The organism is Planomonospora algeriensis (assembly GCF_977012225.1).
In genome coordinates, this window is sequence record NZ_CDRNDK010000430.1 from 1 (window position 1) to 5,220 (window position 5,220).

At 73.1% G+C, this 5,220-nt stretch carries 4 protein-coding genes and 1 pseudogene; 2 read left to right on the forward strand and 3 right to left on the reverse strand.

Annotated elements, in window-relative coordinates:
* The 3 genes from ACWJ6R_RS29500 to ACWJ6R_RS29510 form a co-directional block, all read right to left on the reverse strand.
* A partial coding sequence (locus ACWJ6R_RS29500) for an RNA polymerase sigma factor (RefSeq protein ID WP_449065362.1) occupies positions 1-844 on the reverse strand: 844 nt, incomplete at its 3' end.
* A gap of 201 nt (positions 845-1,045) precedes the next feature.
* The gene (locus ACWJ6R_RS29505; protein WP_449065363.1) at positions 1,046-2,821 is read right to left on the reverse strand and encodes a substrate-binding and VWA domain-containing protein; all 1,776 of its coding nucleotides are present in this window, start codon (positions 2,819-2,821) and stop codon (positions 1,046-1,048) included.
* 342 nt (positions 2,822-3,163) lie between these two features.
* The gene (locus ACWJ6R_RS29510; RefSeq protein WP_449065364.1) at positions 3,164-3,817 is read right to left on the reverse strand and encodes a cation transporter; all 654 of its coding nucleotides are present in this window, start codon (positions 3,815-3,817) and stop codon (positions 3,164-3,166) included.
* A gap of 141 nt (positions 3,818-3,958) precedes the next feature.
* Here ACWJ6R_RS29510 and ACWJ6R_RS29515 point away from each other — a divergent pair, with 141 nt between their 5' ends.
* Together ACWJ6R_RS29515 and ACWJ6R_RS29520 are read left to right on the forward strand one after the other, a co-directional pair.
* The gene (locus ACWJ6R_RS29515; RefSeq protein WP_449065365.1) at positions 3,959-4,804 is read left to right on the forward strand and encodes a DUF4184 family protein; all 846 of its coding nucleotides are present in this window, start codon (positions 3,959-3,961) and stop codon (positions 4,802-4,804) included.
* A 25-nt stretch (positions 4,805-4,829) separates the two neighbouring features.
* Positions 4,830-5,220, forward strand: a pseudogene (locus ACWJ6R_RS29520) (TrmH family RNA methyltransferase); the annotation flags it as partial.

The following is a 5,220-nucleotide window of genomic DNA, read 5'->3' on the forward strand; positions in this document are numbered from 1 at the left end:
CGTCGCCGGCGACCGGGAAGCCGGTCCGGTCGAAGCGGTCTCCGGCGGCGACGACGGCGGCGCGGGTCCCGCTCTGCCCGGGGTCCACGCAGGTGGCGATCGTCCGGCGGCGCAGGGAGAGGGGCGGCAGGGCGATCGGGAGCAGGTCCAGCAGCCGCCGGGCCGGGACGTGCCGGTCGCGCAGGCCGGAGCAGACCTCGCAGCGGGCGATGTGGGCCGAGAGCCGCCTGCGCAGCGCCGGGGTGAGCGGTCCCTCCCACGAGTCGACCATCGCCGACAGGTCCGGGCAGTGCGCCCGGCCGATCCTGGCCAGCACGACCGCGGCGGCGGTGTTCTCCAGGTGGTCGCGGGCCCGGCCGAGGCGGGTCGCGGACTGCCGGGAGGTCAGGCCGAGCACCGCCCCGACCTCGCCGGAGCTCAGGCCGTGCCGGAGGGAGAGCTCCAGCACCTCCCGCTCCTGTCCGCCCAGCTCCGCCAGCGTCTCCCGGACCAGCGAGGCCAGCTCGCGCTCCGCGGGGTCATCGGGCTCGTCGATGATCGGCGAGGGCCCGGTGCCCCGGCCGCCTCGGGATCCGGCGGCGCACCGGAACCGGACGAGCGCGTACAGCCAGGGACGCAGCCGTCCGGCGTCCCGCAGCCGGTCCGCGCACCCGTGCGCGACGACCAGGGCGTCGTGCACGGCGTCGGCCGCGGCGTCGATATCGCCCAGCAGCGAGAAGGCGTAGTCGCCGAGCCGCTCGGCGTAGGCGTCGAACAGCCGCGCGGGCGCCTGGGCGTCGGCGCGGCGGAGCGCCTCCGCGAGTCGTTGATCGTCGGTCCGGCCGACGGTCGGCCATCCGGGCACGGACATTTCCTCCCCGACGCAGACGGGCTCGTTCACGGGACACGCCCGAGACCCCACGCGAGTGGGACGCTGCCTGTCCGGGAGGGGTTGTCCCGGTATGCCGACCCGGCATGACCTGGGAGAACCGGGAGAACCGGGAGGAACGGGAAGAATGTGACGGCCGGTACCCGTGGGGCACCGGCCGTCCGGAGAGCAGGAAGATCAGCAGTGAGGGGAGCAGAGGCGGCGCTTCATGCCCTCCAGGAAGACCTTGCGGATCTCCAGGATGTCCTTGACGATGTAGGCGTCGCCGTTGGTCGCCTTGGCGATGGCGTCCATCTGCCGCTTGCCCTTGGGGGCGTCGGGGCCGAAGGCGATGATGAGGACGCTGACCGGCTTCTCCGGGTCGAACTCGTCCTTCAGCAGCTTCAGGAGCTCCTGGTTGCTCATCCCGCCGTCGGGGTCGTCGTTGCCGGCGCCGTCCGTCATGATGAGGATCGTGTTGATCTTGTCGCTCTTGTAGCCGTCCTTCATCATCCGGTAGGCGGCGGCGAGGGTGTCGTTGAGGCCGGTGTCGCCGGTGGCCTTGGCCTGGACCCCGGCCAGCTTCTGGTTGATCAGGTTCCGGCGCAGCACGCCGTCCACGGTCTCGGTCAGCGGGCCGACCGGGACCGTCTCGCGGTAGTCCACCCCCTGGCCGGCGAGATGGGTGGAGAACTCCCACAGCCCCATCTCGCTGCTGTTGGGGAACGGCTTCATGCCCTCGAGGGCGATCTTGCTGATCGCCTGCATCCGGGTGAGCCCGGTGCCGGGGATCGGCAGCGCCATGGTGCCGGAGACGTCCAGGAGGGTGACCAGCCTGGTGCCGAGGTTGATCCGCGACCACGACTGGGACATGCTCGCCACGGTCTTGGGATCGGGGGTCGGCAGCGCCTGCGGCGCCTCGGCCTGGAAGCCGTCCGCGTCGGAGATCGCCTTGCCGCCCTCGCCGTCCGGGGTGCGGAAGCCCTGGTCCTGGAGGGTCTTCTGGGCGGCGGGGGTGCCGAGCTCCTTGACGAACGCCTCGGCCGCCTTGCGGACGCCGGCGTCCTGGGCGGTGACCACCGCCGGGTAGTCGAGGTTGAAGGTGCCCTCGGCCGGATAGAGGGGGACCGCCGGGACCTCGGGCTTCTTGGTGTTGTTGAAGGCCCAGACGCCCTGCTCGGAGGAGACGCCCAGCGGGACGCGGCGGCCCTTGACGCCCAGACTGGCCAGGAGCGCGCTCTGGTCCTTGACGGTCGAAGTGGACAGCGTCTTCATCGCGCCGACCAGCTGCTCGTCCCCGACGCCCGAGGCCGTTGCCACCCCGGCGGCGGCCAGCAGCGCGCCGAGCCCGGCGGAGTTGAGCGCGGGGTCCAGGGCGAGCACGCGGACCTTGCGGCCGGGGCCGTCGACGTTGGCCGCGTTCGTGGCGTTGATCATTCCGGCCCAGCTGGCGTCGCCGAAGCTCTTCTTCAGGTTCGGCACCACCGACCCGGAGGCCACCATGACGACGGGGGAGTGGGCGACGGACACGGCGGGTTCGGGGACGGACGGGTTCTTCGCCCGCGCGCTGGTCACCCAGAGGCTGGAGTCGGGGATCCACAGGTCCATCGCGCCGACCTTGCCACCGCTCCCGCCCAGCCCGGAGGCCACGGTGGCCGAGGCGGACTTGGCCACCTTGACGGAGGCGCACGTGCCGCCGTCCCCCTGGCCGGCCTTGTTGAAGCGCTCCGCGATCTGGGAGACCGCGGGGTGGATGTCGGGCGAGACGGTGACCCGGAGCGCGGTCGCGTCCTCCGCGCAGCCTTCGTCGGGATTGATGATCACGAAAGCGGCGACCCCCAGCAGTACGGCGAAGGCCACCGATCCCGCGAGCGGGGCCAGTACCTTTCCCCGCCCGCCCCGCCGCCGACGGGACGGCTCGCGAGGGGAGGTGTAGCCGTCGTCGAGTTCATCCGTCCGGTGGCGTCCGCCCACGATGTCCTCTTCGGTGTCGATGTCCTGAAGCCAGCGGTCACTTTATCGGGAGGTAAACCGCAATATTCACGGAACTGTACTGGGAACACTTACTACGGCAAAACAGCCCTTTTGGTGCGACTATTACTCTTCGTGTCGCCAGGGGGACTCATGGTGTGCACGGTCGCACGGCGTCCGGGCGGGGGCACGGACCGTCGCGACCGGCTGCGAGCCCGGCGGCCTCTGCGGAGATGGGGCGCCGGTCCGGCGGCTTCGGAGGCGGCGGGGTGGGGCTGCGACGGCCCTGGCGGTCTCGGTGGTCGGCGGTGGCCGGGTGAGGCTGTGGCGGTCTCGGTGGTGGCCTCAGTGGCAGCAGGAATGCCCGCGCCAGGTCCGCAGGCCCTCCCGCACGGCCACCACGGCCAGGCACACGGCCATCAGCGGGTCCGCCCACCACCAGCCGGCGCCGTTCAGCACGAGCCCGGCCAGCACGCCCGCGGCGAGCAGCCCGCACATCAGGTTCTGGGTGCCCTCGCCCGCGGTGGCCGTCGAGTGCAGCCGCGCGCCGAGCCGTCGCTTCGCCGTACCCAGCAGCGGCATGCTCACCAGGCTGACCGCCGTCACCGCGATCCCGAGCACGCTGGGCTCCGCCCGGTGTCCCGCGTCCAGGTCGTGCGCCACGTGCACCAGGAGGTAGGGGGCGAGCAGCCAGAAACTGACCGCCACGGCCTTGCGCGCCCGGTCCTCGGCATCCGCCGAGTGCATCCGGGACCCGGTGAACCGCCAGACCACGATGAGGCTGGCGAGCGCCTCCACCATGGACCAGACCCCCCAGCCGATCAGCGCGACCGAGTGGGCCCGCAGGCCCGCGGCGATGCCGAGCGCGCTCTCGGCGCCCAGCCAGGCGAGGGTGACCAGTGAGAGCGTGCGCGCCCGGCGGGCGTCGCGCAGCCAGGCGCCGTCACGCGCCGGCCGTACCGGGCCCGTCGCGGTCCGCTCCGCCCTCTGCTCGGCCACGGGTCGTCCTGCCTTTCCTCGGTGACGGAGGATCCGTCCGTCACGGAACGCTACCTCATGCTCACTCTCCATCCCGGCTCCGCGGAGCGGGACCCGACCCGTAGGATTTTGGAACGATCCGCTCGACTCCGGGGGAGACCCGTGCCGTTCACGCCCAGCCACGTCGCCGCCGTGCTGCCGTTCGTCTCCTCGGAGCGGATCCGCAGAGTGCTCGACCCGTGGGCCCTGGCGCTGGGCGCGATGGTCCCCGATCTGCCGATCTTCCTGCCGTTTCTGCCGGACTACATGATCTGGCATTCCGTCGCGGGCGTCCTCACCCTCGACCTCCTGGCGGTCCTGCTGCTCCTGGCGCTCTTCCACGGTTTCCTGCGCGACCCGCTGACCGCCCTCCTGCCGCCCTCCCTGGCCGGCCGCGCCGCCGCGCTGGCCCCCGGCCGGTACGGCGTGCGGCACCTCCCCGCGGTGGTCGCCGGAGGCGTGGCCGGAGCCTTCACCCACCTGTTCTGGGACTCCTTCACCCACTCCTACAGCTCCGCGATCTGGGGCTGGACCTGGCTGGACGTGCGGATCGCGGGACTGGTCCCCGTCTTCCGCGTCCTGCAGTACGGCTCCACGGCCGCGGGCCTGGCCGCCGTGCTCTGGTGGGCCTGGCGAGGCCTCTCCCGGATGGAGCCCCGGCCGCTCCCCGGGCGCCTGGCGCTCTCCCGCCGGGCGCGTCACGGCGTCCTGGGCGCCACCGCCGCCGCCACCGCGCTGGGCGGGGCGGCCTGGCCGCTGCTCTTCCCCCCGTACGGCTGGGCGGAGACGGGCACCCGGGTGGGGGCCGGCGTGGTGGTCGGCTGCTGCGTGCTGCTGCTCGGCTACGCGGCGGTGTGGCGGCTCTCCGCCGGTCGGCGCCGCCCCGAGGCGCCCGCCCCGGTCCGGCCGGCTCAGGTCCCACCGGTTCAGGCCCGGCCGGCTCAGGCCGAGACCTCCCGGGAGACCTGACCGCGGGCCGTGGCAGGATTCGAAGGTGCACGACGCCCCTGATCCCCGCCTGGCCGACTTCGCCGATCTGCGCGACGTCGAGCTCCGCAAGAGCCTGGAGGCCGAGCACGGCCTGTTCATCGCGGAGGGGGAGAAGGTCATCCGCCGCGCCGTGGCCGCCGGTTACCCGGTGCGCTCGGTCCTGCTGACCCGCCGCTGGGTCGAGTCCCTCGCCGACGTCCTCGACGGCCTCGGCGACCGGGTCCACGTGGTGGACGACGACGTGATGGAGAAGATCACAGGTTTCCCCGTACACCGGGGCGCGCTCGCCTCCATGGAGCGGCGGGTCCTGCCCTCCGTGGCGGAGATCCTCGCCGGGCCGCCTCGCGGGGGCGGCGGGACCGCCGACGCGGAGACGGCCCGCGCGCAGGCCGCGG